Annotated in this window: 24 protein-coding genes; 13 read left to right on the forward strand and 11 right to left on the reverse strand. The window is 62.2% G+C overall.

What is annotated here, in order from left to right; genetic code table 11:
* The first annotated feature begins 63 nt into the window (after positions 1-63).
* The 4 genes from AACY42_RS08450 to AACY42_RS08465 are packed head-to-tail and all read left to right on the forward strand — an operon-like array spanning position 64 to position 2,323.
* Positions 64-369: a MazG-like family protein gene (locus tag AACY42_RS08450; protein WP_003186192.1), complete on the forward strand. Its 306-nt coding sequence runs from the start codon at positions 64-66 to the stop codon at positions 367-369.
* Positions 366-1,115: a methyltransferase domain-containing protein gene (locus tag AACY42_RS08455; protein ID WP_339478547.1), complete on the forward strand. Its 750-nt coding sequence runs from the start codon at positions 366-368 to the stop codon at positions 1,113-1,115. The genes AACY42_RS08450 and AACY42_RS08455 overlap by 4 nt, the downstream gene beginning before the upstream one ends.
* Before the next feature lie 12 nt (positions 1,116-1,127).
* The gene (locus AACY42_RS08460; RefSeq protein WP_339478548.1) at positions 1,128-1,745 is read left to right on the forward strand and encodes a DUF4136 domain-containing protein; all 618 of its coding nucleotides are present in this window, start codon (positions 1,128-1,130) and stop codon (positions 1,743-1,745) included.
* Between the two features lie 20 nt (positions 1,746-1,765).
* Positions 1,766-2,323 carry a DUF4136 domain-containing protein gene (locus AACY42_RS08465; RefSeq protein ID WP_339478550.1) on the forward strand — a complete coding sequence of 186 codons (558 nt, stop codon included), beginning with the start codon at positions 1,766-1,768 and terminating at the stop codon, positions 2,321-2,323.
* Positions 2,324-2,549: 226 nt separating this feature from the next.
* Here the strand turns inward: AACY42_RS08465 and AACY42_RS08470 are convergent, their stop codons facing one another.
* Together AACY42_RS08470 and AACY42_RS08475 are read right to left on the reverse strand one after the other, a co-directional pair.
* Positions 2,550-3,404, reverse strand: coding sequence for a MaoC family dehydratase (locus tag AACY42_RS08470; RefSeq protein ID WP_339478551.1), 855 nt, complete (start codon positions 3,402-3,404; stop codon positions 2,550-2,552).
* 2 nt (positions 3,405-3,406) lie between these two features.
* A complete protein-coding gene (locus tag AACY42_RS08475; protein WP_339478552.1) occupies positions 3,407-4,759 on the reverse strand; it encodes a 3-oxoacyl-ACP reductase in 1,353 nt (450 codons plus the stop codon).
* Between the two features lie 257 nt (positions 4,760-5,016).
* On the opposite strand from AACY42_RS08475, the gene AACY42_RS08480 reads away from it, so the two are divergent.
* Positions 5,017-6,294: an acetyl-CoA C-acetyltransferase gene (locus AACY42_RS08480; RefSeq protein WP_339478554.1), complete on the forward strand. Its 1,278-nt coding sequence runs from the start codon at positions 5,017-5,019 to the stop codon at positions 6,292-6,294.
* Here the strand turns inward: AACY42_RS08480 and AACY42_RS08485 are convergent.
* Positions 6,281-7,309 (reverse strand): bile acid:sodium symporter family protein, encoded by a 1,029-nt coding sequence (locus AACY42_RS08485; RefSeq protein ID WP_339478555.1) that lies wholly within the window; start codon positions 7,307-7,309, stop codon positions 6,281-6,283. The two genes, AACY42_RS08480 and AACY42_RS08485, sit on opposite strands and share 14 nt — an antisense overlap.
* A 79-nt stretch (positions 7,310-7,388) precedes the next feature.
* Here AACY42_RS08485 and AACY42_RS08490 point away from each other — a divergent pair, with 79 nt between their 5' ends.
* From AACY42_RS08490 to AACY42_RS08500, 3 genes are all read left to right on the forward strand, one after another.
* Positions 7,389-8,180, forward strand: coding sequence for an AraC family transcriptional regulator (locus AACY42_RS08490; protein ID WP_339478556.1), 792 nt, complete (start codon positions 7,389-7,391; stop codon positions 8,178-8,180).
* 240 nt (positions 8,181-8,420) lie between these two features.
* A complete protein-coding gene (locus AACY42_RS08495) occupies positions 8,421-9,314 on the forward strand; it encodes a PA4780 family RIO1-like protein kinase (protein ID WP_339478558.1) in 894 nt (297 codons plus the stop codon).
* 239 nt (positions 9,315-9,553) lie between these two features.
* Positions 9,554-10,648: an IS5 family transposase gene (locus tag AACY42_RS08500; RefSeq protein WP_445261509.1), complete on the forward strand. Its 1,095-nt coding sequence runs from the start codon at positions 9,554-9,556 to the stop codon at positions 10,646-10,648.
* 348 nt (positions 10,649-10,996) lie between these two features.
* Here the strand turns inward: AACY42_RS08500 and cueR are convergent, their stop codons facing one another.
* The 3 genes from cueR to AACY42_RS08515 form a co-directional block, all read right to left on the reverse strand.
* Complete coding sequence (cueR, locus tag AACY42_RS08505) at positions 10,997-11,398, reverse strand: Cu(I)-responsive transcriptional regulator (RefSeq protein ID WP_339478560.1); 402 nt, start codon at positions 11,396-11,398, stop codon at positions 10,997-10,999.
* Entirely contained in the window at positions 11,395-13,788 is a 2,394-nt protein-coding gene (locus AACY42_RS08510; protein WP_339478561.1) for a heavy metal translocating P-type ATPase, read from the reverse strand. Before AACY42_RS08510 ends, cueR begins: the two co-directional genes overlap by 4 nt.
* A 145-nt stretch (positions 13,789-13,933) precedes the next feature.
* Positions 13,934-14,317, reverse strand: a complete 384-nt coding sequence (locus AACY42_RS08515) for a hypothetical protein (RefSeq protein ID WP_339478563.1) — start codon at positions 14,315-14,317, stop codon at positions 13,934-13,936.
* A 148-nt stretch (positions 14,318-14,465) separates the two neighbouring features.
* Here AACY42_RS08515 and AACY42_RS08520 point away from each other — a divergent pair, with 148 nt between their 5' ends.
* On the forward strand, positions 14,466-14,663 hold the full coding sequence (locus tag AACY42_RS08520) for a heavy-metal-associated domain-containing protein (protein WP_339478565.1): 198 nt from the start codon (positions 14,466-14,468) through the stop codon (positions 14,661-14,663).
* A 94-nt stretch (positions 14,664-14,757) separates the two neighbouring features.
* Complete coding sequence (locus AACY42_RS08525) at positions 14,758-15,960, forward strand: multidrug effflux MFS transporter (RefSeq protein WP_339478566.1); 1,203 nt, start codon at positions 14,758-14,760, stop codon at positions 15,958-15,960.
* Position 15,961: 1 nt separating this feature from the next.
* Here AACY42_RS08525 and AACY42_RS08530 read toward each other — a convergent pair whose 3' ends face one another.
* Both AACY42_RS08530 and AACY42_RS08535 read right to left on the reverse strand, forming a co-directional pair.
* Positions 15,962-16,132 (reverse strand): hypothetical protein, encoded by a 171-nt coding sequence (locus tag AACY42_RS08530; protein ID WP_339478567.1) that lies wholly within the window; start codon positions 16,130-16,132, stop codon positions 15,962-15,964.
* Between the two features lie 275 nt (positions 16,133-16,407).
* The gene (locus AACY42_RS08535) at positions 16,408-17,421 is read right to left on the reverse strand and encodes a zinc-binding alcohol dehydrogenase family protein (RefSeq protein WP_339478569.1); all 1,014 of its coding nucleotides are present in this window, start codon (positions 17,419-17,421) and stop codon (positions 16,408-16,410) included.
* Between the two features lie 113 nt (positions 17,422-17,534).
* On the opposite strand from AACY42_RS08535, the gene AACY42_RS08540 reads away from it, so the two are divergent.
* The 3 genes from AACY42_RS08540 (at position 17,535) to AACY42_RS08550 (ending at position 20,834) form a co-directional block, all read left to right on the forward strand.
* Positions 17,535-18,464: a LysR family transcriptional regulator gene (locus tag AACY42_RS08540; protein WP_339478570.1), complete on the forward strand. Its 930-nt coding sequence runs from the start codon at positions 17,535-17,537 to the stop codon at positions 18,462-18,464.
* A gap of 141 nt (positions 18,465-18,605) precedes the next feature.
* Positions 18,606-19,340, forward strand: a complete 735-nt coding sequence (locus AACY42_RS08545; protein WP_339478572.1) for an ArsR/SmtB family transcription factor — start codon at positions 18,606-18,608, stop codon at positions 19,338-19,340.
* Between the two features lie 111 nt (positions 19,341-19,451).
* Positions 19,452-20,834, forward strand: a complete 1,383-nt coding sequence (locus AACY42_RS08550; protein WP_339478573.1) for an MFS transporter — start codon at positions 19,452-19,454, stop codon at positions 20,832-20,834.
* Positions 20,835-21,016: 182 nt separating this feature from the next.
* On the opposite strand, the gene AACY42_RS08555 is transcribed toward AACY42_RS08550, so the two are convergent.
* The 3 genes from AACY42_RS08555 to AACY42_RS08565 form a co-directional block, all read right to left on the reverse strand.
* Positions 21,017-21,970, reverse strand: a complete 954-nt coding sequence (locus tag AACY42_RS08555) for an adenosine deaminase (RefSeq protein ID WP_339478575.1) — start codon at positions 21,968-21,970, stop codon at positions 21,017-21,019.
* 83 nt (positions 21,971-22,053) lie between these two features.
* The gene (locus AACY42_RS08560; RefSeq protein WP_339478577.1) at positions 22,054-23,019 is read right to left on the reverse strand and encodes a 2-oxoglutarate and iron-dependent oxygenase domain-containing protein; all 966 of its coding nucleotides are present in this window, start codon (positions 23,017-23,019) and stop codon (positions 22,054-22,056) included.
* Between the two features lie 142 nt (positions 23,020-23,161).
* Positions 23,162-24,244 carry a BMP family ABC transporter substrate-binding protein gene (locus AACY42_RS08565; protein WP_339478579.1) on the reverse strand — a complete coding sequence of 361 codons (1,083 nt, stop codon included), beginning with the start codon at positions 24,242-24,244 and terminating at the stop codon, positions 23,162-23,164.
* Positions 24,245-24,433 lie beyond the last annotated feature (189 nt).

The following is a 24,433-nucleotide window of genomic DNA, read 5'->3' on the forward strand; positions in this document are numbered from 1 at the left end:
CGTACCGAGACGCTTGCCTTCCCTGGTTATCCCCCTGAAGCTATGCGCATTCAGGAGAACCCGATGAACCTTGTTGAACTGACCGAACGCCTGCATGCCATTCGTGACCGTAACGACTGGCGGCAATTCCACAGCCCGAAAAACCTTGCCATGGCCGCCAGTGTGGAAATGGCCGAACTGGTGGAGATTTTCCAGTGGCTGACCGAGGACCAGTCGCGCCAGTTGCCGGCGGACAAACTGGCCCACGCTGGGCAGGAGGTCGGTGACATCGTGTTGTACCTGTTGCTGCTTTGCAGCGAACTGGGCCTGGACATGGACGCCGTGGTGCGCAGCAAGCTGGCCGACAGCGAACGGCGGTTCGGCCAATGAGTGACCGTCATTTCGATCAGCTCGCCACGCGCTTTGCAGAAAAAATCTACGGTGGGGCCAAGGGCGCGATCCGCCTGGCGGTGCTTCAGGCCGATCTGCTGGAAACCTTGCCACAGCGTCCGTTGCGCGTCTTGGACATTGGCGCCGGCCTGGGCCACATGTCGTTGTGGCTGGCCGAGCGCGGTCACCAAGTGACCCTGGCCGAGCCGGCCGAACCGATGCTCGAAGGCGCTCGCCAGCGGTTTGCCGAGGCGGGCCAGAGCGCCACGTTCATCCAGGCGCCGTGGCAAGACCTGCCCGGCCAGCTCACCGAACCCTATGATTTGGTGCTGTGCCACGCAGTGCTGGAATGGCTGGCTGAACCTCACGCGATCCTGCCGGTGCTGCATCAATTCACGGTCCCGGGTGGCTGGCTGTCCCTGGCGTTCTACAACCGCGACGCGCTGGTCTACCGCAACCTCCTCAAGGGGCATTTTCGCAAGTTGCGCAAAAACGACATGGCCGGCGAAAAACAGAGCCTGACGCCGCAACAACCTCTTGATCCAAGGGAATTGGCGGCGCAACTTGAAGGCCTGTGGCAGGTCGAAAACCAGAGTGGCGTGCGGGTTTTCCATGACTACATGCCGCTGGAGTTTCAGGGCCGTGTGGAGCTTGCGCCGTTGCTGGAAATGGAACTGGCCCACCGTCGCCATCCGGCGTTTGCCGGGTTGGGACGTTATCTGCACTGGATCTGCCGTCCAGTGTGACCGGAGAGCGAAATGAAAGGTCGTTCAGGGTTGTTGATGCTGTGCCTGGGACTGGCGGCCTGCCAGGGCAGCAACCCCTATGTCGCCACGTCCAATCCGCTACCGCCGGCGCCGCCCGAGGCCGCTACGGTGTTCGATCGCAGCGCCTATCCCGCGCCACCCCGTGACTACGGGCGCTATCGCAGCTGGGCCTGGCGCGACGGGCACCTGCCGTCGGGTACCGCCTGGGCGGATTCGGCCCAGGTGGCCGAAGCGGTGAGCAATGCCCTGGACCAGCGCGGCCTGCGTCCGCTGCATGACAACCGGCCCGCCGACCTGTTCGTCAGTGCAGACCTGCGTCTGGAGACCCGTGTGCGCCAGGTCCGGGATGACTACGATGCCGGTTACTACGGCGGCTATAACCGTTATGACCGTTATGGTCAGGGTTATGGCATGTATCATCCGGTGCCGATGGTGCGCACATATCAGGAGCAGGTCGTGGTGGTTCGGGTGGATCTGTTCGATGCTCGCACGGGGCAACCGGTGTGGAGCGCCAGCGCCGAGGCCGGCCAGCGTGGCAGCCAAACCGAGCGCACCGATGCCATTCGTGCGGCGGTGGAAAAAGCCATGTCGGCGTATCCCCCAAGTTGATTACGCAACGGAGAAAAACCATGTTTCGCCGTCTTGCTCTACTGGCCTTCACTCTGTTGTTGGGTGCTTGTGCTTCTAACCAGGTCAACCATGACTTCGACACCGGCCGCGATTTCGCGGCGTATCGCAGTTGGAGCTGGAAAGCCCCGGCGTTGCAATATCGTCCCGATGACCCCCGCATCAAGAGCGACCTGACCGAACAGCGGATCCGCCAGGCGGTTGCCGATCAACTCGACCAACGCGGCCTGCGTCCGGCGGCGGCTGGCGGGCATGGCGATGTGCTGGTCCAGGCCTATTTGATCGTCGAGGACCGCCAGCAGCAGGTCACCACCCACTACGGCGGCGGTTGGGGCGGGCCTTGGAATGGCTATTGGGGCGGGCCGATGTACAACGAAACCCGCAACATCAGCTACAAGGTCGCCACCGTGCAGATCGACCTGCTCGATGGCAAGGACGGCAAGCTGGTGTGGCGTGGCAGTGACGAGCAACTGCTCAGCAACTCCCCCAACCCGACTGACCGCAACACGGCTGTGCGCGAGACGGTGGGACGGATCCTGTCCAACTACCCGCCGCGTTGACCTCGGCGTATTCAAGATGGATGCGAGCTGACCCACCGCCATCGCGAGCAAGCTCGCTCCCACAGGGATTTTGTGGCGGACACCTGCTCTGTGAACACCCCGGAACATCTGTGGGAGCAAGCTTGCTCGCGAAGACCTCGGCACATTCAACGGTGATTCAAGCTGACTCACCGCTTTCGCGAGCAAGCTCGCACACAGGGGACGGGTGTGGAGGCCATCATTCTGTTCAGGCCACCGGCCGCCACTCTCCCACCATATGCTCCAGCTCCCCAGCCCCCATCAGTTGCAGCTGCCCGCTGGACCCCGCGGCACTTGCCAGCAGCGTCACCTCGCTGGGCAGGCGCACCGGTTTCTTGAAGGTCACATCGATCTCGATGTTGGCCTCGGGCAGGTGCTCATCCAACGCCGCCAGGGTCCTGGCCTTGTTCCACAGGCCATGGGCGATGGCGGTGGGGAAGCCGAACAACCGGGCGCTGATGCCGCTCAAGTGAATGGGGTTGTAGTCGCCGGATACTTTGGCGTATTGCCGACCGATGTCCGCCGGTGCGGTCCAGCGCGCGACTTCAATCAAGGGCAGGCTGGCCTGCGGTGAATCCTCCACGAGTGCCCCGTCGAGCTGGACGCCTTTGCAAAGCATCTGGCTTTGGGCCTCCCACAGCGGCCCCAACTGATCATCGAGGCGGGTCACCAGGTCGAAGACCGCGCCCTTGGGGTGGGCTTGCAGCTGCTCGACATTGACGCTGGCCCGTACCTGGCCAACCCCGCCCATGGGCCGCAATACACGAATGCGATTGCTCAAGTGGATCAGCCCCAACAGCGGAAACGGAAAGTTACGGCCAGTGAGCAATTGCATTTGCAGGGCAAACGCCAAGACGTGGGGATAGGTCGGCGGCAGCAGTCCGTTATCGACGAACCCGCAGACTTTGCGATAGGCCGCCAGGCGTTGCGGGTCGACCTGCAGCACTTGACGCAGGCCTTCCTCGGGCAGGGTCGTGCCGGTGACCTTGCGCCGTGTCGCCGCTTTCGAGTAAAGCCCGGACATGGAGGGCGGGCTGCTGACTTCATGCCATTGGATCGTCATGGTCACGCTCCCAGAAGGCTTTGTCCGCATACCCGCAGCGCCTGCCCGGTCACGGCGCCCGTGCCCGGTTGCGCGAGCCAGGCCACGGCTTCGGCGACATCCTGGGGCAGGCCGCCCTGGCCCAGGGAGCTCATGCGCCGCCCGGCCTCGCGCAAGGCGAAGGGGATGTCGGCGGTCATGCGGGTTTCAATGAAGCCCGGCGCCACGGCGTTGATGCTGATGCCGCGTGGCCGCAGCAAAGGCGCCCATGCCTGGGCCAGGCCGATCAGCCCGGCCTTGCTTGCCGCATAGTTGGTCTGCCCCCGGTTGCCGGCAATGCCGCTGATGGACGCCAGCAGAATCACCCGGCCATTGTCGCGCAGGGTGCCGCTGTCGAGCAGGGCCTTGGTCAGCACTTGCGGGGCGTTGAGGTTGACGGCCAATACCGCGTCCCAGAATTCCGGGGTCATGTTGGCGAGGGTCTTGTCCCGGGTGATGCCGGCGTTGTGGACCACGATGTCGACGCCGTCGGGAAGGTGCTCGATCAACTGGGCGGCGGCGTCTTCGGCGCAGATATCCAGCGTGACGCTGCGTCCGCTCAAGCGTGCAGCCAGGGCGTCGAGGTCGGTCTTGGCTTGCGGGACGTCCAGCAGGATCACGTCGGCGCCATCGCGGGCCAGGGTTTCGGCGATGGAGGCGCCGATCCCACGGGCGGCACCAGTGACCAGCGCCTTGAGCCCCGTAAGCGGTCGGGTCCAGTCCTGGACCTGGGTGTCACAGGCGTTGAGGCGAATGACCTGCCCGGAGATGAAGGCGCTCTTGGGTGACAGGAAAAACCGCAGCGCACCTTCCAGTTGGGCGTCGGCGCCGTCGCCGACGTACAGCAATTGCAGTGTCCCGCCATGGCGCAACTCTTTGGCCAGGGAACGGCTGAAACCCTCCAACGCCCGCTGGGCACTGGCAGCGAACGGATCGGCAAGACTTTCTGGAGCACGGCCCAGGATGACGACATGGGTGCTGTGGTCGAGGTTTTTCATCAGAGGCTGGAAAAATTCCCGCAGCTGCTTGAGCTGGTCGGCCTGCACTAAATGGCTGGCGTCGTATACCACCGCCTTGATTTTCGGGCCATGGCCGGGGATCCACTCGGTGGCCAGGGTCGGCTCGCCGCCGTAGATGAAGATAGTATCGGTCAGGCGCTTGGCAAACGTGCCGATCTGTTCGGTCAACGGCCCGCCGCCCAGCAGCAGTGCGCCTTCGATCGGCCGCAGGCGCCCGGCCTGCCAGCGTTCCAGGCGCACCGGCGATGGCAGGCCGAGGGACCCGACCATGCGCCGGCCAATGGGCGAGTTGGCAAAGTCGATATAACGGTCAGACATGGAACACACTCCGGCTGATGAGGTTCCAAGTGTGGACCATGATTGGCAATCAGTCGTTCGATCGGCGAGATAAAGCCTAAGCTTGAGCCGGAGCGCTTCTTTCAGGGCGCCGAATCCCCGTGGGAGCACAGCTTGCTCGCGATGCAGACACCGCGCTTTTCAGGTAGGTCGTGGCATCGTTCATCGCGAGCAAGCTGTGCTCCCACCGGGTTCGGTTGAGTCTTGAAAGGGCACTAGACCTACACAGGGAGTTCTTCATGACACAACTACGCCGCGTCGCGATCATCGGTGGTAACCGCATTCCGTTCGCCCGCTCCAACGGGGCCTATGCCACCGCCAGCAACCAGGCGATGTTGACGGCTGCCCTCGAGGGGCTGATCGAACGCTACAACCTGCATGGCCTGCACATTGGCGAGGTGGCTGCTGGCGCGGTGCTCAAGCACTCCCGGGATATGAACATGACCCGCGAATGCGTGCTCGGCTCGCGGCTGTCACCGATGACGCCGGCCTATGACATACAACAGGCCTGTGGCACCGGGTTGGAGGCGGTGCTGCTGGTGGCCAACAAAATTGCCCTAGGCCAGATCGACAGCGGCATTGCCGGCGGCGTGGATACCACGTCGGACGCGCCTATCGCGGTCAATGAAGGGCTGCGCAGGATCTTGCTGCAAGCCAATCGCGCCAAGACCACTGCCGACAAGATCAAGGCCTTCCTGCAACTGCGTCCCCAGCACCTCGTCCCCGACCTGCCGCGCATCAACGAACCGCGCACTGGCCTGAACATGGGCGAGCACTGCGAATTGATGGCCCAGACCTGGCAGATCCCCCGGGAGGCGCAAGACCAGCTGGCCCTGGAAAGCCATCAGAAAATGGCCGCGTCCTATGCCGAAGGTTGGCAGAACGACTTGATGACACCCTTTCTGGGCCTGACCCGGGACAACAACCTGCGCCCGGATCTGACCCTGGAAAAACTCGCCTCCCTCAAGCCGGCCTTCGAAAAAAGCGCCAAGGGCACGATGAGCGCGGGCAATTCCACGCCACTGACCGATGGCGCCTCGTTGGTGTTGCTGGGCAGTGAAGAATGGGCCAAGGCCCGGGGGCTGCCGATCCTGGCGTACCTGCGCGACGGTGAAACGGCGGCGGTGGATTTCGTCAATGGCGCCGAAGGGCTGCTGATGGCCCCGGTCTACGCCGTGCCGCGACTGCTGGCGCGCAACGGTTTGACCTTGCAGGACTTTGATTACTACGAGATCCACGAAGCGTTCGCCGCCCAGGTGTTGTGCACACTGAAGGCCTGGGAAGACCCGGGCTACTGCAAGACTCGTCTGGGCCTCGACGCGCCGCTAGGGTCCATCGACCGCAGCCGGTTGAACGTCAAGGGCAGTTCCCTGGCCGCCGGGCACCCGTTTGCCGCTACGGGCGGGCGCATTGTCGCCAACCTTGCCAAGTTGCTGGATGCGGCCGGGCGAGGGCGTGGCTTGATTTCCATCTGCGCCGCCGCCGGCCAGGGCGTGACGGCGATTATCGAGTGCTGAGGACGGCGCCGTTGTGGCGTGAGGCCAGTTCCCGGTGATGGCTGGCGTAGCGCTCGGCGAGGATCGAGCAGACGATCAGCTGCAGCGGGTGATAGATCATGATCGGCAGCAGGATCAGCCCCAGGCCGGGATGGTTGCCAAAAATCAACGCCGCCATGGGCACGCCGGCGGCGAGGGATTTCTTGCTGGCACAGAACACCGCGGCCACTTCATCGGCGCTGCTGAATTTCAGGGCGCGGGCGGTGCGGGTGGTGCCCCACAAGATGATCGCCAGCAGCGCGGCACTGCCAAGCACTGCGCTCAATAGCACACCGTTGCCTTGCTGTTGCCAGATGCCGGACACCATCGAGTTGCAGAACGCCGCGTAGACCAGCAGCAGGATTACCAGCTTGTCGATGATGCTGGTGTAGCGCTTGTACCTGCCGAAAAAGCCAGCCAACCAACGCCGCAGGAACTGCCCCAGCACCAGCGGTAGCAGCAACATCATGCACAGGTCGAGCAAGGTTGACCCCAGGTCGATGCCACCAGCGCCGCTGCCGACCACGAAACTGACCAGCAGCGGTGTCAGGAAAATCCCCAGTACGCTGGACAGGCTTGCGTTGAGAATCGCCGCCGGCACGTTACCGCCGGCACTGCCGGTTAGCGCCACCGAGGAAGAAATGGTCGAGGGCAGGGCGCACAGGTAGAAGAACCCCAGCATCAGCAGCGCTGGCACGTGGCTGCCCAGTAGCCAGTGGCTGAGCAGCCAGATCAATGGAAACACGCCAAAGGTGAAGGCCTGCACCATCACGTGCAGCCGGATGTTCTTCAAACCGTGGCGGACCTGTTCGCCGGACAGGTTGACCCCGTGCAGGAAGAACACCACGAAGATACCGATGTTGACCACCCATTCGGCATGCATGCCACCGCCCGTGGCACCAAAGGTTGGAAAGAAGTACGCCAACAGCGTGGCGAGCAACATGCCGCACAGGAACCAGTCGGTCACCATGCGTTTGAGGTGTCTGAGGATATGCATAGGGCACCGCAAGTTGTAAGAAAAGTCGACTTAGCCTAACGTCGTCCTGACTAGTCGTCTTGCGACATAAGGCCAATCAATGCCGCCTAACGGACACCAGCAGCTCGAACGCCGCATCCCTGACCTGGCGCAATTGCCGAGGCCGCTTTACGCCCGTGTCGAAAGCTTGAGTGCTGGTTCCTGGACGCAAGCCCATCGTCACGACTGGGTGCAGTTTTCCTACGCCATCAGCGGCGTCCTCGGCGTACATACCGCTGCCGGCAGTTTCTTCGCCCCGCCGCAACGGGGCATCTGGATTCCGGCCGATCTGGAACATCAGGTGGTGACCTCGACCCGGGCGGAAATGCGCAGCCTGTATGTGCATCGCCACGCCTGCCCCTGGACCGATGAGCGCTGTCGAGTGCTGGAAGTCACGCCACTGGCCCGCGAGTTGATCAAGGTGTTCTGTCAGCTTCCGGTCGATTACCCGCAAGGCGATACCCAGGAACAACGGTTGGTGCAGGTGTTGCTGGACCAGTTGGCGACTCTGCCGGAGGTTGGATTTTCCCTGCCGCTGCCGCGACATGCTCGCCTGCTGGGGCTGTGTAACGAGTTGATCGAACAGCCTGAGCAGAACGTCACCTTGCACGCCTGGGCTGAGCGCCTGGGCATGTCGGAAAAAACCCTGATGCGTCTGTTCCAGCGCGAGACCGGCCTGAACTTTCGCGCCTGGCGCCAGCGCATGCGCTTGTTGTCGTCTCTGGGCTCGCTGGAGCAGGGCGACAGCGTCACCAGCGCCGCGTTGTCCTGTGGGTATGATTCAATGTCCGCGTTCATTGCGGCGTTCAAGGGGATGTTCGGGTTTACACCGGGGGAACTGTTCAAGCATTGAGTCGTCGCACTGGTCTACAACCGACGGTAGACATGACTGTCAGCTCTTGTCGCAAATGCCTGGGCATTGAGTTGCCAACGCCAGGTCCGGTCTCGGCTATGATTCGGCTCGGTCGATTGATCCGGCACATTGCATGCATCACCGGTTCATAGGTCGGCAACCCCTCCCCGTGGAGGAAGGATTGCCGTATAACGACTGTCATTCGCGTGTTTGGTAATAAAGGACCCACAATAAAAGCTGATGAAGACTCCAAAACGCATTGAACCCCTGATCGAGGACGGTCTGGTCGACGAGGTGCTGCGCCCACTCATGAGTGGTAAAGAAGCAGCTGTTTATGTGGTGCGCTGCGGTAACGAGCTACGTTGCGCGAAGGTCTACAAGGAGGCGAACAAGCGAAGTTTTCGTCAGGCGGCCGAATATCAGGAGGGTCGCAAGGTCCGCAATAGCCGTCAGGCTCGGGCGATGGCCAAGGGCTCGAAGTTCGGGCGCAAGGAAACCGAGGACGCCTGGCAGAATGCCGAAGTGGCGGCACTGTTCCGCTTGGCTGGCGCGGGTGTACGCGTGCCCAAGCCGTACGACTTCCTTGAAGGCGTGCTGCTGATGGAACTGGTGGCCGACGAGTATGGCGATGCGGCGCCGCGTCTGAACGATGTGGTGCTGGAGCCGGACCAGGCCCGTGAATATCACGCCTATCTGATTTCCCAGATCGTGCTGATGCTGTGTACCGGTCTGGTGCACGGCGACCTGTCGGAGTTCAACGTCCTGCTCACGCCAACCGGGCCGGTGATCATCGACCTGCCGCAGGCCGTGGATGCTGCGGGTAACAACCATGCTCTCAGCATGCTGGAGCGGGACGTGGGCAACATGGCGTCCTACTTCGGTCGGTTTGCCCCCGAGCTCAAGCGCACCAAGTACGCGAAGGAAATGTGGGCATTGTACGAAGCTGGCACCTTGCACCCGGCCAGCGTACTGACCGGCGAGTTCGACGAGCCGGAAGAAATGGCGGATGTCGGCGGGATCATGCGCGAGATCGAAGCCGCCCGTCTGGACGAGGAACGCCGGCAGGCCGTACGGGCCGCCGACGATGCCCCGCCCGGCAAGACCGAAGAACCGCCGCCGCCATGGATGCAATGATCGGTTGAACAGAAACCCGGCCAATGGCCGTAATGCTGCTCAACTTAGAAAAAACGGCGCTTCTTTCAGAAATGGAAAGGCGCCGTTTTTTTTTGCTTCGTTTTTTGGGGGGGGTTTGGGAGTGCTGTGTATATCCATTTCTGCGGTAACGGCGGCTTATGGTTCCGCCCTTAGAGGGTGCTTACAAATAAGATATACCGTTGGAATGCTCCCAACCCCGCGTTTGTGAATGCATGTCAGTGGCCAACATCAAGATAAAACCTGAGCACGAAGGGATTCTGGTTCAAATCGTTGAATCCGATCCAACCATCACACTAATGGAAATTCGTCGCCAATTTACGCGCAGAACGGGCATGTCGATTACCAAGGGCCCTGTAATCAGGGCGCTTGAGCGGCAAGGTGTAGCGCTCGTTCCCAGCCATAAGGCTGTTGTCATCGAAAAGGCGGCGGTCGAACCACCCAGATATGGTTACACCGATGCCCATCGTCGGCTCGAGCCGGAGCAGGATTATCCAAGCAGTCTGACCGACTCAGAATGGACGCTTGTCCAAGATATTTTCGAGAACAAAGGACGCGGACTTCCTCCCCGCATCAGCCGCCGCCTGCTTGTAGATGCATGCTGTTATGTCGTTCGTAGCGGCTGTGCCTGGCGGATGCTGCCCCAACATTTCCCGCGCTGGCAGAACGTCTACCGAACGTTCCGGCGATGGAGCGAGCAAGGCAAGTTTGAAAAAATGCATGATCGTTTGCGTCAGCAGTGGCGCGAACGCGAAGCTCGCGCGGTAGAGCCTACGGCAGCGGTGCTGGATTCACAGTCAACTCGGGGCTCGGCGCAAGGTGGTGAAACGGGTTTTGATGGTGGCAAGAAAGTTAAGGGCCGTAAGCGTCATCTTCTGGTCGACACCTTGGGGCTGTTGCTGGCTGTGAGCGTTACTGCGGAAAATATCCAGGATCATGCAGGGGCCCATCCCATAGTGGCTGACGGATTTGCCAAGTATCCGAGTATCCAAGCGCTGTACGTAGACAACGGTTACGCCGGGCAATGCGCGCAAACAATCTCGCAGCGTCATGATATTCAAGTCAAAGTTATCAGGCATCCGGCTAACAAAAACGTTGGACGTTGGGTGCACTCTGCGCAGTTGGAACTCTTTACCGTGCAGGCCGACTCGAATGGCTTTGTCCCACAAGCGAAACGCTGGGTCGTTGAGCGATCACACGCTTGGAATGACAGGGCGAGACGCCTTGCGGTTCATTACGATCGGCTACCACGAGTCGCCGAGGCGTGGGTATGGCTGGCTCAGGGCAGAATGCTGCTACGCAGATTGACTGCCTAGTTTTGTAAACACCCTCTTACGGCGGGTCACTTTTGAAAAGCCGGAATGCCGGCCCAGGCGAAAGTAACCAAAACGCTTCTGCCCCACCACTCGGTGCCTCGCCTAGGCTCGGCATCCATGCCGAGGTGCCCACTGCGCAACACCTTCGTTCAGCCATCGTGGTTAACGGGGCGCCCGAGATCAACGTCCACCGCGAGGCGGCCTGATAGCCGACCTGGTTCTGGGTGATCGCGTTTCTCCTGTGGGAGCGAGCTTGCTCGCGATAGCGGTGGATCAGCTTGCATCGATGTTGAATGTGCCGCCGTCATCGCGAGCAAGCTCGCTCCCACAGGGGATTGGCGCTGGGCATCAACTCTGGCAACACCCCGACGCCAGTTCCTTGAGGATCGGGCAATCCGGGCGGTGGTCGCCGTGGCAGTGCTCTACCAGGTCTTGCAGGGTGTCGCGCAGCTCGGCCAGCTCGCGGATTTTCTGGTTCAGTTCATCGATGTGCTGCCGGGCCAGGGCCTTGACGTCGGCGCTGGCGCGTTGGCGGTCTTGCCAGAGGGTCAGCAGTTTGCCGACCTCTTCCAGGGAAAACCCCAAGTCGCGGGAGCGCTTGATAAAGGCCAGAGTGTGCAGGTCATCGGCGCCGTAGATCCGATAGCCGCTGTCGGTACGATGGGCGGCCTTGAGCAGGCCGATGGATTCGTAATAGCGGATCATCTTCGCGCTCAGGCCGCTCTGGCGGGCCGCTTGGCCGATGTTCATCGCTTGTCCTCCAGCTGCTTGGGTGTCCAGAACTTCAACAGTAATGCATTGCTTACCACGCTGACGCTCGACAGCGCCATGGCCGCGCCGGCCAGCACCGGGTTGAGAAAACCGAACGCCGCCAGAGGGATGCCGATCAAGTTATAGACGAACGCCCAGAATAGGTTCTGGCGGATCTTGGCGTAGGTCTTGCGGCTGATGTCCAGCGCCGCCGGCACCAGTCGCGGATCGCCGCGCATGAGGGTGATGCCCGCGGCATGCATCGCCACGTCGGTGCCGCCGCCCATGGCAATGCCGATGTCGGCGGCGGCCAGGGCTGGGGCGTCGTTGATGCCGTCGCCCACCATCGCCACCACCGAATGGCGCTTCAATTGTTGGACGATGGCGGATTTATCCGCTGGCAATACCTCGGCATGGACATTGGAGATCCCCAGCGCCTGGGCCACCACCCGGGCGCTGCCTTGGTTGTCGCCGGTGAGTAAGTGGCTGGCGATGTGCTGTTCATTCAAGGCCTGTACCGCGGCGAGGGCACCGGGCTTGAGCGTGTCACCGAAGGCGAACAGGCCCAGCACCCGAGGCGGCGCGCCTTGTTCGATCAACCAGGACAACGTGCGGCCTTCGGTTTCCCAAGCCTGTGCCGACTCGGCCAGCGAACCGGGGGCCAGGCCCAGTTCGTCCAGCAGGCGTCGATTGCCCAGGGCCAGGCGGCGTCCGTCGAGGCTGCCGGCGATACCGCGTCCAGCCAGGGACTGGCTGTCGCTGACATCCGCCACCTCCAGGCCGCGCTCGGCGCAGGTGTCCAACACGGCTTTGGCGAGGGGGTGCTCACTGCCGCGTTGCAGGGCGCCGGCCATTTTCAGCAGTGCGTCTTCATCACCCTCCAAGGCCGTCATGTGGGCGATGCGCGGCGTGCCGGACGTCAGGGTGCCGGTCTTGTCGAACACGACGGTGTTGACTTCATGGGCGCGCTCCAGGGCCTCGGCATCCTTGATCAGAATCCCGTGGCGTGCGGCCACGCCGGTGCCGGCCATGATCGCCGTGGGCGTCGCCAGGCCCAGGGCGCAGGGGCAGGCGATCACCAGCACGGCGACGGCGTTGATCAGCGCGGTTTCCAGTGGCGCACCGTACAGCCACCAGCCGATCAACGTCGCCAGGGCCAGCAGCAGCACCACGGGTACGAACACCTGGCTGACTTTATCCACCAGCTTCTGGATCGGGGCCTTGGCGGCCTGAGCGTCTTCCACCAGACGGATGATGCGCGCCAGGACGGTTTCGGTACCCAGGGCCTGCGTGCGTACCAGCAGCCGGCCTTCGCCGTTGATGGCGCCGCCGGTGACTTTGTCGCCGGGCTGCTTGGGTACCGGCAGGCTTTCGCCGCTGATCAGCGCTTCATCGGCGTGGCTCTGGCCTTCCAGTACTTCGCCGTCCACCGGGAAGCGTTCGCCGGGCTTGACCAGGACCAGGTCATTCAAGCGCAGGGCGCTAATGGCAACATCCCGCTCCTGGCCATCGATCACCTGGATCGCCCGTTCCGGGCGCAAGGCTTCGAGGGCGCGGATGGCGCTGGCGGTTTGTCGCTTGGCACGGCTTTCCAGGTATTTGCCGAGCAGGACCAGGGCAATCACTACGGCCGAGGCTTCGAAATACAGGTGTGGCATGCTGCCAGGGCGGGCGATTGCCCATTCATAAACGCTCAAACCGTAGCCGGCGCTCGTGCCCAGGGCCACGAGCAGGTCCATGTTTCCGGCACCGGCCCGCACGGCCTTGAAGGCGGCGACGTAGAAACGCGCACCGAAGATGAATTGCACCGGCGTCGCCAGGGCGAACTGTGCCCAGGCCGGAAGCATCCAATGCACGCCGAACGGCTGCAGCAGCATCGGCAGCACCAGCGGCATGGCCAGCACAATCGCCAGCACCAATACCAGGCGTTCACGGTTCAGACGGTTGGCCTGCGTGTCAGCGGACTGTTCGGCTTGCCAGACAGTGGCGTCATAGCCGGCGCGCTTGACCGCATCGATCAGGGTTTGCGGACGCACCTGGCCGAGCAGTTCGAGGTGGGCCCGCTCATTGGCAAGGTTGACGCTGACCCTGTTCACACCGTCGACCTTGCCCAAAGCGCGTTCGACCCGGCCGACACAGGAGGCGCAGGTCATCCCGTCGATGTTCAGCTCCAGGGTTTGCACGGGGACGCTATAGCCAGCCTGTTCGACGGCCTGCATCAAGGCCGCAAGGCTGCCTTCGGGGGCCTGCACACGCGCCAGTTCAGTTGCCAGGTTCACACTGACGGCGCGGGTGCCGGTGACTTTGCTCAAGGCCCGCTCGACCCGCCCGGCGCAACTGGCGCAGGTCATGCCGGCGATCGGTAGATCGAACGTGGTGGATTCGGACATCGGTCAGGCTCCCTGTAGTGAATGACTACAGGATCAACCTTGCCATGCTGGCAAGGTCAAGCGCCAATCCAAAAAGCGCTGCCGATCCCTCATTGGGAAGCTGGCTTTGCTCCCACCGAGCTTGCCCACAGGGGCCAGCGGCGTGTCAGTAACCGAGCCCAGCCTGCTTGAGGTACATGCCTTGTTCATTCATGGCGATGCGGAACTTCAGAATGCCACCGGCCCTGAGCGTGATGTTCTGCGACCCTGGCGCGAGCATGCCCGGGTTGCACCCCGGCGCCTGTCCCGGGAGCAATTTCAGGCGCAAGGAAACCTGGCCCGGCGGCAGGTTGAACGAGGTGCTTTGCTCCTGGAACAGCCTGGCCGAGAGCTGATCCTGGATGTAGACGCCGATTTCGCAGTTGGTCGCCACTTCCAGGCGCTCGCGAGAAATGATCAGCACACCGTAGTCTTCGCCGACGGCCGATGCCTGGGGCGCGACCGCTGAAAAACCGAGCATGCAAAACAGGCTGAACGCTGACCAGCGCATGGCTGAACCTCCGGTGTTAAATCCTTGATGTGTGCAGCTTGGCTGAGCGCGATGCTGATTACCAGCCCGGCAGTTTCTGTCAGAACTTGACCTTGTCATGATGGTAAGCCTGAGACTGCTGACAACCTCAATCCCAAGGAGTTATCTCATGCAAACTTTCAATGTCCAGGGCATGTCCTGCGGTCACTGCGTCAAGGCCATCACCCAGGCTGTCCAGGCCAAGGACCCGGCGGCCGACGTGCGCGTCGACCTGGGCACCAGGACCGTCCAGGTCCAGAGTTCGCTGCCGGCCGATGCCGTGGTCGAGGCCATCAAGGAGGAAGGCTATGAGGCCAGTGTAGCCTGACATTTTTAATCGTTAGCGACCTATCGGAATGTTCAAGAGCGCCCGGCCCGGCTAGACTGTCGGGCTGTCGAACGACGCCTGAGCTGGACGCCCGATGAACCTTCGCACCATTCTGATTCTTGGCGCCTTGAGCGCTTTCGGTCCCTTGGCGATCGACTTCTACCTGCCTGCCTTTCCGGCGATGGCCACAACCTTCGGTACCGATGAAAAACACATCCAGTTGACCCTGGCGGCTTATTTCCTCGGCTTGTCCATCGGGCAACTGGCCTATGGGCCGGTGGCGGATCGGTTCGGACGGCGCATTCCGCTGTTGACCGGCGTCGGCCTGTTCACCCTGGCCTCCCTGGCCTGCGCCTTCGCGCCGAGCCTGGAATGGCTGATCGGTGCACGCTTCGTCCAGGCCCTGGGGGGATGCGCCGGGATGGTGATTTCCCGGGCGGTGGTCAGCGACAAATGCGACGCGGTGGGTTCGGCCAAGGTGTTTTCGCAGTTGATGCTGGTGATGGGCCTGGCGCCGATTCTCGCGCCGATGTTGGGCGGGTTGCTGGTGAACCTGCATGGCTGGCAGTCAATTTTCATTGCTCTGACGGTGTTCAGCGCATTGGCGTCGACGGCGGTGGCCTTGTGGCTGCCGGAAAGCTTGCCGGACTATGTGCCTCGGCAACCGTTGTCGGGGGCGTTGCGCCAATATGGCCGGTTATTGACCGACGCGGTTTTCCTCGGCCATGCGCTGACGGGGGGCATCGCTATCGCTGGGATGTTTGCCTACATCGCCGGTTCGCCTTTCGTCTTCATCAAGCTCTACGGTGTACCGACCGAACACTTCGGTTGGCTGTTCGGCACCAACGCGGCGGGCTTCATCCTGGTTGCCCAGGTCAACGCCCGGCTGCTGTCCAAGCGCGGGCCGGCGTTCCTGCTGAGCCGCGCGGTATGGGTCTACCTGGGCGCAGGGTTGAGCCTGCTGGCCGTCAGTTCATTGCAACCTGCGCAGTTGTGGCCGCTGCTGGTTCCGCTGTTTATCTGCATCGCCAGCCTGGGGTGCATCCTTCCCAACGCCTCGGCTTGCGCCATGAATGGGCAGGGCGCCCGGGCCGGTAGTGCTTCGGCGATGCTGGGATGCCTGCAGTTTTCGGTGGCCGCCGGGGCAGCCGCGTTGGTGGCGGCGCTGCATGACGGCACCGCCGTGCCAATGGCGCTGGTCATCAGCCTTTGCGGGCTGTTGGTGGTGGGCGCAGCGACGCTGACCCGTCGCTTGCAAAATGCCCGGGCGCTGGCCCAGGCCAGTCGCGAGGGTTGACTCAGCTGGCCGCGCGCTGCTGCTGTTCGGGGAAATGATGGGGCGCGAGGATACGCGTTTGCAGGGTGCTGGCGAAGGCTTGGGCTTCGGCCTCGGTACGGAAGGTGACGACGTGCTGGTCAAGGCGCACTTGCCATTGGGATTTTGCCACTTCTTTTATCAGGATCTTCATTGCTGACCTCCTCACGAAAAGATTGCGTTGCAAAGGCCTCGAGTGTAGACCCGAATGCGATCGCAATTGTGACAAGGATCAACTCTCGGACTGACGGTGCACTCCCAAGTTAATGCAACACCTGTGGCGAGGGAGCTGGCTCCCGCTGGTTTCTGTAGGCGCTGGCGAAGCCTGCGATCTTTTGAGCTTCTGCCTGGGATTCAATTGGCGGTGGAAAGATCGCAGTCTCGTTGCTCTCGCCAGCTCCTACAGCGCTCAGCGGGGTTGATGTGCCGTCAGAAGCCCGCGAGCACAATCTTGCCCTTGGACTTGCCGCTTTCCAGCAAGGCATGCGCCCGGCGCAGGTTCTCGGCGTTGATGGTGCCGAAATGCTCGCCAACCGTGGTCTTCAGCGTGCCGGCGTCGATCAGGGCGGCCACCCGGTTGAGCAGCTTGTGCTGTTCAAGCATGTCGGCCGTCTCGAACAGCGAGCGGGTGTACATGAATTCCCAATGCAACGACAGGCTCTTGCGCTTGAGCTTGGTCACGTCCAGCGCCTTGGGATCGTCGATCAGCGCCAATTTGCCCTGAGGCGCGAGGGCTTCGACCAGTTGGTCCAGGTGCTGGTCGGTCTGGGTCAGGCTGGCGACGTGAGTCACCTGGGGCTGGCCCGCTTCTTTCAACACTTCGCTCAATGGCTGGCTGTGGTCGATCACCCGGTCGGCACCCAGACTGTGCACCCAATCCTGGGTCAGCGCACGGGACGCGGTGCCAATCACCTTCAGCCCGGTGAGTTGGCTGGCCAGTTGCGTCAGGATCGAACCCACGCCTCCCGCAGCGCCGACGATCAACAGGCTTTGGCCCAGATCGTCCTGGCCTTCCTGGATTTGCAGGCGCTCGAACAACAACTCCCAGGCGGTAATGGCCGTCAGCGGTAACGCTGCTGCTTCGGCGAAACCAAGGGTCTTGGGCATGTGGCCGACGATGCGCTCATCCACCACGTGCCGCTCGCTGTTGCCGCCGGCGCGGGCGATGGAGCCAGCATAGAACACCTTGTCCCCGGCCTTGAACAGCGTGACTTCGCTGCCCACCGCCTTGACCACGCCGGCTACGTCCCAGCCCAGAATCTTGGCTGCGCCGTCTTCGGGCTGGACGTTCTGGCGGACCTTGGTGTCCACCGGGTTGACCGAAATAGCCTTGACCTCCACCAGCAGGTCCCTGGGGTCGGCGACCGGCTCCTGGAGCTCGATGTCCTGGAGCGATTGCGGGTCGGTGATGGGCAGCGAGTGGTAGTAGGCGATGGCTTTCATGGAGCGGTTCCGTGAGGTGAGTTCGATGAAGGCCATGTTTAGCTATTTATCGTCGAGATAAAACCGGCTAAAAGAACAGGCTCTTTCAACAGTTTTTTGATAATGGGGTCGTCATGCTTCGCTTCGATGACTTGCAGTTGTTTGTCCGGGCGGCGGACCTGGGCAGTCTCTCGGCTGCAGCCAGGGTCATGGACCTGTCGGCGGCGGTGGCCAGTGCCGCGTTGAAACGGATCGAGCAGCACCTTGGCGCGCGGCTGTTGGCCCGTTCTACCCGTAGCCTGCGCCTGACGGCCGAAGGAGAGGGCTTTCTCGAATATGCCCGTGCCGCATTGAGCAGCCTTGACGAAGGCCGGCGGTTGTTAACCAGCGGCCAGGATCAGGTCAGTGGGGTGTTGCAGTTGTCCGCACCGTCGGACTTGGGGCGCAACCTGCTGCTGCCCTGGTTGGATGCGTTCCAGCGTGAGCACCCCGGGCTGACGGTGCGGCTGTTGCTGGGTGATCGCATGGCCGACCTGTTCAAGCCGCCGGTGGACATCGCTTTGCGTTATGGCGATCCGGAAGATTCGAGCCTGGTCGCCCTGCCCATTGCCGCGGATAACCGCCGGGTGTTGTGCGCATCGCCGGACTATCTGGCTCGCCAGGGTGAACCCTATCAGCTGGAACAGTTGGCCCAGCACAACTGCCTGTTATACATGCTTGGCAGCCGGGTCCATGACCGATGGGGGTTTCATGACGGTAAACGGGAAGTGAGCCTCACCGTCAGTGGTGACCGTTTCAGTGACGACGCCGATGTGGTGCGGCGCTGGGCGGTGGCGGGTGCCGGGATTGCCTATAAATCGTGGCTGGATGTGTCCACCGACGTGCTGGCCGGGCGCTTGAAAATCCTCTTGCCGCACCTGCAATGCGAACGCGCGCCCCTCAATCTGCTGTGTGCCCATCGGGCGCAATTGAGCAAACCCATCAACCTTTTGCGGGACATGCTCCAGGCCCGCTGCGGTGAATTGACGGCTCGATTTCCACTCTCGACGGGGGGCGGTCATTAGTCGCGGGCAAATAGAGACTTTTCCCTCACGAACAATCGCCTCTAAAGGTTTCCGGAGGACAGGAAAGCTCGACCGCCCCGCTTATACTAGCGGCCGCCTGCGCCAGAGCAGTAGACGAATGATTCAACAGGGAGTGAATACATGGAACATGCACCTTGCATCAGCCAGATCGCCACGTTGCTGGCTGACCCCAAGCGCAGCGCAATGATGTGGGCCTTGATGGACGGTACGGCCCGCCAGGCTGAGGAGTTGGCGTTGCTCGCCGGGTTGTCACCGTCCTCGGCCAACGCGCATCTGGGGCGCCTGTCCGCTGGCGGCCTGTTGAAAGTCGAAGTCCGGGGCCGCAAGCGGTTTTTCCGCCTGGCGGCACCTGAAATCGGCGCTGCCGTCGAAGCGCTGGCCAGCGCGACGCTGGTCAGTACGCCGCGACAGATTCCGGACGTCTTCAAGCACCGAGTCATGCCGAGCAGGGCGCCGTCGGCTCCCGCTTCGTTGATGCGGGCCAGGCTTTGCGACGATCACCTAGGGGGCACCCTGGCGGCGGACCTGTATCAGCGCCTGCTGGACGCCGGGTGGATCGAGCAGTTCGAACAGCGGGTGATCGTCACCCACAAAGGCGCCAATCAACTGGCCGGACGTGGCCTGTTCATCCAGGCCCTGGCCCATCGCAACACCCGCATCGCCTGTGCCTGCCCGGACTGGAGCGAGCGTCGTCCGCACCTGGGGGGCGCGCTGGGGGCGGCCTTGCTGCAACTGTTCATGCAGTCAGGATGGCTGAGCTTGCCCAACGATTCGCGAGCCCTGCAGGTGACGACGCTCGGTCAGCAGGGAATCCACCGGTTCGCCCGGCAGGACACGGTGGAGATGGCGATTTAGGGAACGCTACAGATGCGTCGCTCAGGGCTGTCGGCAGGTCGTATTCAGCAATAGCCACCGGTGAGGTTCGCGCACACTCGGTCCGGGGAATTATCGGATTGGGGAGGCAGCATGGACATTCACGGCTATAGCGCGGCGCAACGATTGGAACGGTTACCCATTAGCGGTTACCACCGGGTCATCTTCATCATCATCGCCCTGGCGTTTTTCTTCGACTCCATGGACCTGGCGATGATGACGTTCCTGTTGGGGTCGATCAAAGCCGAGTTCGGTCTGAGCACCGCCCAGGCCGGTTTGCTCGCCAGCTCCAGCTTCTTCGGCATGGTGCTGGGGGCGTCGCTGTCGGGCATGTTGGCCGATCGTTTCGGGCGCAAACCGGTGTTCCAGTGGAGCATCGTGTTGTGGGGCATTGCCAGCTACTTGTGTTCCACGGCCCAGGACATCGAGACCTTGACGCTGTTTCGTATCTTGCTCGGCATCGGCATGGGCATGGAGTTTCCGATTGCCCAGTCGATGCTTTCGGAACTGATCCCGGCCAAGCGTCGGGGCCGCTACATCGCCTTGATGGATGGCTTCTGGCCGCTGGGTTTTGTGGCGGCGGGGGTGCTGTCGTATTTCCTGCTGCCGCTGGTCGGCTGGCGCGACATCTTTCTGGTGCTGGCGGTGCCGGCGGTGTTTGTCCTGGCGATTCGTTTCTTCATTCCCGAGTCGCCGCGCTGGCTGGAGCAGGCCGGTCGGGGGGACGAAGCGAACGCGGTGCTTACGCGAATCGAAGACAAGGTCCGGGCCTCGCTGGGGCATCAGAACCTGCCGGAACCGATCCGCCTGCCAAGGGTCGAGAGCACGCCGGGCAATTTCTTTTCGGCCCTGGCGCAGATCTGGTCACCGCTGTATCGCCAGCGCACGATGATGATCTGGAGCGTCTGGTTCTTTGCCTTGCTCGGCTTCTACGGCCTGACCTCCTGGCTCAGCGCGTTGTTGCAGCAGTCGGGGTTCGCGGTGACCCAGTCGGTGTATTACACCGTGCTGATTTCCCTAGGCGGGATTCCCGGTTTCTTGATGGCGGCCTGGTTGGTGGAACGCTGGGGGCGCAAACCGGTGTGCGTCATCACATTGCTGGGCGGCGGGGCGATGGCGTTCCTGTATGGGCAGAGCGCGGTGTTTGGCGGCAACGTCGGCCTGTTGATCGGCACCGGGTTGCTGATGCAGTTTTTCCTGTTCGGCATGTGGGCAGTGCTCTACACCTACACGCCGGAGCTGTACCCTACTTCGGCCCGGGCCACGGGCTCTGGCTTTGCTTCGGCGGTCGGTCGCGTCGGTTCGCTGCTCGGCCCGCTGGTGACCGGGCTGGTGTTTCCCATCACCGGCCAGGGTGGCGTATTCGCCTTGGGCGCGCTGTGCTTCGCCGTTGCAGCGGGGGTGGTCTGGTTGTTCGGGATGGAGACGCGGGGCAAGACGTTGGAAGAGTTGAGCGAAGCGATAGTCGCCGATTAACACCATCGCCCTTGTGGGAGCGAGCCTGCTCGCGATAGCGGTCTGACATTCAACATCTATGTTGACTGACACTCCGCCTTCGCGAGCAGGCTCGTTCCCACAATTGGATCTGCGTCCAACCGTGGATTTGCAAGCGATCAAAAAACTGAGGGCGCGAGCTCCCTCAGGGTTGATTGTCAGGCTTAAGGTTTTACCAGCCGCGCATCCAGGCTGTTCTGGGCCAGGCGCTTGGCCTGGTCTTGGGTCATGCCCAGGTGGGTGTACAGCGCGTGGAAGTTCTCGGTGACGTAGCCGCCGAAGTACGCCGGGTCATCGGAGTTCACCGTCACCTTCACGCCGCGTTCGAGCATGTCGAGGATGTTGTGTTGTGACATGTCGTCGAACACGCGCAGCTTGGTGTTGGACAGCGGGCACACGGTCAACGGAATCTGCTCCTCGATGATTCGCTGCATCAGCCGCTCATCTTCGATGGCTCGCACGCCATGGTCGATGCGCTGGATCTTCAGCAGGTCCAGGGCTTCCCAGATGTACTCGGGCGGGCCTTCTTCGCCGGCGTGGGCGACGGTCAGGAAGCCTTCGTTGCGCGCCCGGTCGAATACGCGCTGGAACTTGCTCGGTGGATGGCCCATTTCCGAACTGTCCAGGCCCACGGCCACGAAGGCCTCGCGGAACGGCAGCGCCTGGTCGAGGGTTTTCTCGGCTTGTTCTTCGCTCAGGTGGCGCAGGAAACTCAGGATCAGGCCGCTGGTGATGCCCAGTTGCTGCTCACCGTCCTTGAGGGCGGCGGCGATGCCGTTGAGCACGACTTCGAACGGGATACCACGGTCGGTGTGGGTCTGCGGGTCGAAGAACGGTTCGGTGTGGATCACGTTCTGCGCCTTGCAACGCAACAGGTAGGCCCAGGTCAGGTCGTAGAAATCCTGGGAGGTGCGCAGCACATCGGCGCCCTGGTAATACAAGTCGAGGAATTCCTGCAGATTGTTGAAGGCATAGGCCTTGCGCAGGGTGTCGACGTCGCTCCAGGGCAGGGCGATCTTGTTGCGTTCGGCCAGGGCGAACAGCAGCTCGGGCTCCAGCGAGCCTTCCAGGTGCAGGTGCAGTTCAGCCTTGGGCAGGGCGTTCAGCCAGTCGTACATGGTCTTTTCTCATCAGCGAATCGATGGCGGGCATTCTACAGGCGCTGGCCGTCCTGTCGGGTAAAACCTGACCGGCTGATCCACTACACGGCGAGCGACTCACGCCGGTAAGCATAGGTGTCAGCGAAGCGCGACAGCAGGAATTCGGCGCAGGTAGTCGTTGGGTACTTTGGCGGGTGGGCATCATCCTGGCAACCGGGCAGGCATTGGATCAACGTGTCGGGGTGCGGCTCGGCAAAGAACGGCATCGAATACCGGTCCACCCCCTGTGGGCTGATGACCCGATGCGGCGTGGACAGGTAACGGTCGTTGCTCCAGCGCGCCATCATGTCGCCGAGGTTGACCACGAAGGTGCCGTCGATGGGCGGCGCGTCGATCCACTGGCCGTCGACGTTGCGCACTTGCAGGCCGCCGGCGGCGTCTTGGTAGAGCAGGGTGATGCAACCGTAGTCGGTATGGGCGCCGGCACCTTGTTGCTCGGCGCAACCGCCGGTGTCGCGGGGCGGGTAATGGATCAGGCGCAGTACGCTGACCGGTTCGTTGAAGCGCGTGTCGAAAAAGCCGCGTTCGATACCCAGGGCCAGGGTCATGGCCCGCAGCAGGGTTTGCGCAAGTGCCTGCATGTCGCGGTAATGCTGCTCCATCAAGCTTTCCCAGCCAATCAGGTCCGGGTGGCGGTTGGGGCCGCGCAGGGGTTTTTCCGCCAGTACGTCGGGGTGATCGGCTGGCAAGTGCAGGCCCATGTCGAAGGTTTCCTTCAGGTCGCTGGGCTTGCTCGGGTCCAGTTGTTCGGTGGCGACGGCGCCATAACCACGATGGTGGCGGGTCTGGGTGATGTCGATCTTGAGTTTTTCTTCGACGGGCAGGGCGAAGAAGCGTTGGGCGCTGTCCAGTACCTCGGCGATGCGCGCCGGGCTGATGGGATGGCCCTTGATGTAGAAAAAGCCCCATTGGCGGCAGGCACGGTCGATCTGCTCGGCGACGGTTTGCCAGGCGCCAGGCTTCTCGCCGTAGAGCGGGCTTATGTCGATGATGGGAAGGCTGTTCATGCTGCTTTCCTGACTTAAAAATGGAGATCCCTGTGGGAGCGGGCTTGCTCGCGAAGGTGATTTGTCTGTCGACATCAATGTTGAATGTCAGTGCGCTATCGCGAGCAGGCTCGCTCCCACAGGGTTTTGTGTTGATCGCCAGTTACTTGGGAATCTCAGCCTTCATGCCTTCGACGTAGTAATTCATCGACGCCAGCTCCGCGTTGGTGGCGCTCACGCCCGCCGGGATTTTCTCGACGCCGGCCTGGTCTTTGATCGGGCCGGTGAACGGATGGAAGGCGCCGCTCTTAATGTCAGCGATGATCTGCTTGGCCTCGCCCTTGACCGCTGCCGGCACCAGGTCGCTGATCGGCAGTTTCACCGTGCCTTCCTTCAGGCCACCCCAGTAGTCCTGGGATTTCCAGTTGTGGTCGATCACGCTTTGGGTCGCCTGGATGTAATGCGGGCCCCAGTCATTGACGATGGACGTCAGCACCGCCTTGGGACCGAAGTGAGCCATGTCCGAAGCGTAGCCCACCGCATAGACGCCGCGTCGCTCGGCAGCCTGGATCGGCGCTGGGCTGTCAGTGTGCTGGAACACCACGTCCACGCCCTGGTCGATCAGCGCGTTGGCGGCGTCGGCTTCCTTGCCCGGGTCGAACCAGGAGTTGACCCACACCACTTTGATCTCGGTACCGGGGTTGTACTTGTTCAGGGCCAGTTGGATGGCGTTGATGTCGCGGATGACTTCCGGGATTGGGAAGGAGGCGACATAACCGATCTTTTTGGTCTTGGTCATCTTGGCCGCGAGGAAGCCACCGACGTAGCGACCCTCGTAGGTGCGAGCCAGGTACGTGCCCAGGTTCTTGTCCTGCTTATAGCCAGTGGCGTGTTCGAAGGTCACCTTTGGAAACTGCTTGGCGACTTTCAGTGTCGGGTTCATGTAGCCGAAGGAGGTGGTGAAGATCAGGTCGTATTTGTCTTTGGCCATGTTGCGGATCACCCGCTCCGCGTCGGCACCCTCCGGCACGTTTTCCACGTAGTTGGTGGTGATCTGCTCGCCGAATTTCGCCGCCAGCTCCTTGCGCCCTTGTTCATGCTGATAGGTCCAGCCGTGGTCGCCGATCGGGCCGATGTAGACGAAGCCGACCTTCAGCGGGGCGGCGGCACCGGCATTCAGGCCGGCGCCCAGGCCGACGGCGGCGACGACGGCGCAAAGCAACTTCTTCAAGGGGCGTTTGTGCATGAACTCGAACTCCATTTTGTTGTGAGGTTGGCTGTGCAGCATCAATGCAAAATGCTGACCAATAAGACAACAAATGGCTAACACTTTGATGCAGCCATCGCGGGCAAGCCTTGCTCCCACAACTGCAAGGCCAAACCGCGTGAAATCAGGCCTTGCCCCGACAGATGGGCAGCCCAACCTCATGGGCAG

It is taken from the genome of Pseudomonas sp. RL_5y_Pfl2_73, from assembly GCF_963970515.1.
Taxonomy (GTDB): domain Bacteria; phylum Pseudomonadota; class Gammaproteobacteria; order Pseudomonadales; family Pseudomonadaceae; genus Aquipseudomonas.

Bases quoted from the DNA above. Each gene is read 5' to 3' on its own strand.
- AACY42_RS08525 (WP_339478566.1), top strand. From the start codon at position 14,758: ATGAACCTTCGCACCATTCTGATTCTTGGCGCCTTGAGCGCTTTCGGT.
- AACY42_RS08495 (WP_339478558.1), top strand. From the start codon at position 8,421: ATGAAGACTCCAAAACGCATTGAACCCCTGATCGAGGACGGTCTGGTC.
- AACY42_RS08560 (WP_339478577.1), bottom strand. From the start codon at position 23,019: ATGAACAGCCTTCCCATCATCGACATAAGCCCGCTCTACGGCGAGAAG.
- AACY42_RS08470 (WP_339478551.1), bottom strand. From the start codon at position 3,404: ATGACGATCCAATGGCATGAAGTCAGCAGCCCGCCCTCCATGTCCGGG.
- AACY42_RS08460 (WP_339478548.1), top strand. From the start codon at position 1,128: ATGAAAGGTCGTTCAGGGTTGTTGATGCTGTGCCTGGGACTGGCGGCC.
- AACY42_RS08450 (WP_003186192.1), top strand. From the start codon at position 64: ATGAACCTTGTTGAACTGACCGAACGCCTGCATGCCATTCGTGACCGT.
- AACY42_RS08490 (WP_339478556.1), top strand. From the start codon at position 7,389: ATGCCGCCTAACGGACACCAGCAGCTCGAACGCCGCATCCCTGACCTG.
- AACY42_RS08465 (WP_339478550.1), top strand. From the start codon at position 1,766: ATGTTTCGCCGTCTTGCTCTACTGGCCTTCACTCTGTTGTTGGGTGCT.
- AACY42_RS08565 (WP_339478579.1), bottom strand. From the start codon at position 24,244: ATGCACAAACGCCCCTTGAAGAAGTTGCTTTGCGCCGTCGTCGCCGCC.
- cueR (WP_339478560.1), bottom strand. From the start codon at position 11,398: ATGAACATCGGCCAAGCGGCCCGCCAGAGCGGCCTGAGCGCGAAGATG.
- AACY42_RS08515 (WP_339478563.1), bottom strand. From the start codon at position 14,317: ATGCGCTGGTCAGCGTTCAGCCTGTTTTGCATGCTCGGTTTTTCAGCG.
- AACY42_RS08520 (WP_339478565.1), top strand. From the start codon at position 14,466: ATGCAAACTTTCAATGTCCAGGGCATGTCCTGCGGTCACTGCGTCAAG.
- AACY42_RS08555 (WP_339478575.1), bottom strand. From the start codon at position 21,970: ATGTACGACTGGCTGAACGCCCTGCCCAAGGCTGAACTGCACCTGCAC.
- AACY42_RS08480 (WP_339478554.1), top strand. From the start codon at position 5,017: ATGACACAACTACGCCGCGTCGCGATCATCGGTGGTAACCGCATTCCG.
- AACY42_RS08540 (WP_339478570.1), top strand. From the start codon at position 17,535: ATGCTTCGCTTCGATGACTTGCAGTTGTTTGTCCGGGCGGCGGACCTG.
- AACY42_RS08455 (WP_339478547.1), top strand. From the start codon at position 366: ATGAGTGACCGTCATTTCGATCAGCTCGCCACGCGCTTTGCAGAAAAA.
- AACY42_RS08535 (WP_339478569.1), bottom strand. From the start codon at position 17,421: ATGAAAGCCATCGCCTACTACCACTCGCTGCCCATCACCGACCCGCAA.
- AACY42_RS08510 (WP_339478561.1), bottom strand. From the start codon at position 13,788: ATGTCCGAATCCACCACGTTCGATCTACCGATCGCCGGCATGACCTGC.
- AACY42_RS08530 (WP_339478567.1), bottom strand. From the start codon at position 16,132: ATGAAGATCCTGATAAAAGAAGTGGCAAAATCCCAATGGCAAGTGCGC.
- AACY42_RS08545 (WP_339478572.1), top strand. From the start codon at position 18,606: ATGGAACATGCACCTTGCATCAGCCAGATCGCCACGTTGCTGGCTGAC.
- AACY42_RS08485 (WP_339478555.1), bottom strand. From the start codon at position 7,309: ATGCATATCCTCAGACACCTCAAACGCATGGTGACCGACTGGTTCCTG.
- AACY42_RS08550 (WP_339478573.1), top strand. From the start codon at position 19,452: ATGGACATTCACGGCTATAGCGCGGCGCAACGATTGGAACGGTTACCC.
- AACY42_RS08475 (WP_339478552.1), bottom strand. From the start codon at position 4,759: ATGTCTGACCGTTATATCGACTTTGCCAACTCGCCCATTGGCCGGCGC.